Source organism: Chryseobacterium sp. 2TAF14 (genome assembly GCF_052115105.1).
Taxonomy (GTDB): Bacteria; Bacteroidota; Bacteroidia; order Flavobacteriales; family Weeksellaceae; genus Chryseobacterium.
Genome location: NZ_JBFRGA010000272.1, coordinates 1 through 2,727, shown reverse-complemented (window position 1 = coordinate 2,727; position 2,727 = coordinate 1). Strand labels below are relative to the sequence as shown.

General features: G+C 34.5%; 3 protein-coding genes. All 3 read right to left on the bottom strand.

Going from position 1 to position 2,727, the window contains the following annotated elements; translation table 11 throughout:
* Positions 1-1,100 (bottom strand): acyl-CoA dehydrogenase family protein (locus AB4Y90_RS17310; RefSeq protein ID WP_441558810.1); only part of this gene is annotated, 1,100 nt, incomplete at its 3' end.
* Positions 1,101-1,172: 72 nt separating this feature from the next.
* Entirely contained in the window at positions 1,173-1,913 is a 741-nt protein-coding gene (locus tag AB4Y90_RS17305) for an NUDIX hydrolase (protein ID WP_441558809.1), read from the bottom strand.
* Between the two features lie 22 nt (positions 1,914-1,935).
* A partial coding sequence (locus AB4Y90_RS17300) for an MFS transporter (protein ID WP_441558808.1) occupies positions 1,936-2,727 on the bottom strand: 792 nt, incomplete at its 5' end.

Below are 2,727 nucleotides of genomic sequence, written 5' to 3'. Positions count from 1 at the left end.
GATTCTAAGTTTGCAGCGTGACGCATCATCGGAAATTCACCCATGATTCCCATTCCGCCAAGAATCTGTCGCGATTCTCTCGCAATATCAATCGCCATTTTCACATTATTTCTTTTCGCCATAGAAATCTGAGCAGGACTTGCTTTGTGGTCGTTTTTCAAGTTTCCTAACTGTAAGCAAAGTAATTGTGCTTTTGTAATTTCAGTTAAAAATTCAGCTAATTTCTTCTGTTGTAACTGGTAAGAACCAATTGGTTTTCCGAATTGTTTTCTTTCTTTAGAATACTGAACAGCAGTGCAATAACAGTCGATTGCCGCACCAATTACACCCCAAGAAATGCCGTATCTCGCAGAATTTAAGCAAGATAAAGGTCCTTTTAATCCTGTAACATTTGGCAATAAGTTTTCTTTTGGAACTTTCACATCATTAAAAACCAGTTCACCGGTTTTAGAAGCTCTTAAACTCCATTTATTGTGAGTTTCAGGAGTAGTAAAACCTTCCATTCCTCTTTCAACAATTAATCCCTGTACTTTTCCTTCCTCATTTTTTGCCCAAACTACGGCAATATCGCACAGCGGAGAATTGGTAATCCACATTTTAGCTCCATTTAAAAGATAATGATCTCCCATATCTTTAAAGTAAGTTTCCATAGAACTTGGGTCTGAACCGTGATTAGGCTCAGTAAGACCGAAAGATCCGATCATTTCACCGGAAGCTAATTTTGGTAAATATTTTCTTTTTTGCTCTTCAGAACCGAACTCGTTGATCGGAAACATCACCAAAGAACTTTGCACAGATGCTGCAGAACGTACCGCAGAATCTCCTCTTTCCAATTCCTGCATAATCAAACCGTAAGAAATCTGATCAAGACCGGAACCACCGTATTCTTCCGGAATATAAGGTCCCAAAGCTCCGATTTTCCCCAATTCTTTCATCAAATTTGGCAAATCGGTATGATTTTGAGCTGCCTGATCGATATTCGGCATCACGAAGCTTTCTACCCAATCTCTTACAGATTGACGGATAAGCTTGTGTTCTTCGGTAAGTAAGGCATCAATTCCGTAATAATCGGGAATGCTTGTAAGAGGATAATATGACATGTAAATTAATTTTCCTAAAAATAAGATTTTTTCGGAATGCTGAAAAACAAAACTTCTTTAAAAAGAAAAAAACTATTCCTTGATAAATTTGTAGAGATAAGGTGCTTTGTTTGCAGAGCCATCAAATAATTTTTCCATTCTTTCTAAAGAATTGGTACTTAATATTTTACGTTGAAAATTATTTCGTCTGAATTTTTCGCCTAAAATGGTTTCATATAAAGACTGAAGATCTTTCATGGTAAATTTTTCGGGCAATAAATTGCTTGCGGCAACCTGAGTATCAATGTTTTTTCTTAAATACTGTAAACCTTCGGCAATAACCCTGTCGTGATCAAACGCCATTTGCGGAAGCTTATTTACCTCAAACCATGCGCAAGATTCGTTAAAAGCATCAGGAAAAGTATTTGCCATTGTAAAATCTATGAGACTGCAATATCCCACCGTGATAAATCTTTGCAAAATCCAGTGATCTTTTGGCACATCTAAACCTTTATTGTTAATTAAAGTTTTATGTACATTGTTTTCGGTTCTGTTGAGTCTTCCGAAAGTGTGAAACTGTTCTAAAAAAAGTCCCTTAAGATGCGTTCTTTCATACAAAACACGATCAGCTGCTTCTCTCAGATCTTCATCAATAAAAACAAAACCACCGGGAAGAGAATACAAATCCATGTCGTGATATTTTAACAATAAAACTTTCAGGATATTGTCGTGAAACCCGAAAATTGTACAATCGACGGATACATTTGGGATAAGGTCTTTTCTTTCAATAAGTTCCTTTAATGTCTCTATGTTTTTATTGTGATCAGTTTTCATGCAGTAAAAATAAAATTATTTTTTAAATTTTTTTAGCACTAAGTTTAAAATAAGAATATGCCAAAACGGAAACCATGATTACGGCTCCCAAAATATATAAAGAATAATAAGTAAGCATCTGATTTTTAAACAGTACTGAAATCGAAATTGAGTTTATCGAGCTGCTTATTGAAGATACACTTACTATTAAAGAAGTAAAAGCATTGATCTTATTTTTATCAATCTTTGCAATCATTTTTGAATTAATGACAGGATAGAGTGGCGCAAGAAACAAACCTATTACCGGAAAAAGAAATAGTAAAACTCTCGCATTTTCGCTAAAATAAAACTGAATACCAGAAATAAAAATCAACAAAATAGCAATCATCGTTACACAAACCATAAAATATCTCGACAACGGAAAACGCTGTATAATTTTTGAAGTAATCGCTCTTCCCGTATAAGAAAAAAGTGCAAGAAATGAGGATGCCTGAAGCGCAAAAAACGAATTAACCTTTAAATGATCTTTGTAAAATGCGGGAAGCCAGGAATTAAAGCTCTGCTCGATAAAAATAATAAAAAAACTTACTGCAAAAAAAAGAATGAAAGTTGTTTTGCCAAATCCTGAAATGTCCGGGAAAATTCTTGTGCTTTTATCTTGTGGCTCAGCAATTTTAATTTTGGTTAAAAGATAAACGGTAAAAAATGAAATAATTGAAATAGACATAAAACCAAATTTCCAGTATTCACCAAACTGGCTGGAAATTAACCATCCAAAACCTGTATTGACCGTAAAAATGCCAATCATAAAAGAAGCTTCCACACTGTTCATGGT